Consider the following 375-nt stretch of genomic DNA (forward strand, 5'->3'; position numbering starts at 1 on the left):
TCAGAAAGTCCGCGCTCGGCACCGCCACCACGAAGCTCATCGAGTTCATGGAGTCATCCTAGCTAGAAAAATCTTGCCCGTGTTTTCGCAGCTCAGTAGGCACGGAAGCCACTGCACAGACTGAATGCACGGAGCATGGGAAAAGGGTCTTCCGTTGAATCAAGCTAGATTAAATAGGGCTCTCGGCAAATCAAGCTAGATTGATCACAAGCCGCGCGAGGGACCGGCGGAGGGCTCCGAAGCGGGGCGCCCGCCATGACTAAAAGTAGTTGACGCAAAGTACTTGACAAATCGCCAGATGATGCACTCTCATGGAGAGTGTCAGAAATTGGTCTAGTAACCGAAAGTAGCGATCATGGGAACTGCGACCGGTCG

Origin of the sequence: Kitasatospora sp. MBT66 (assembly GCF_000710405.2) — a bacterium.
GTDB lineage: Bacteria > Actinomycetota > Actinomycetes > Streptomycetales > Streptomycetaceae > Kitasatospora > Kitasatospora purpeofusca.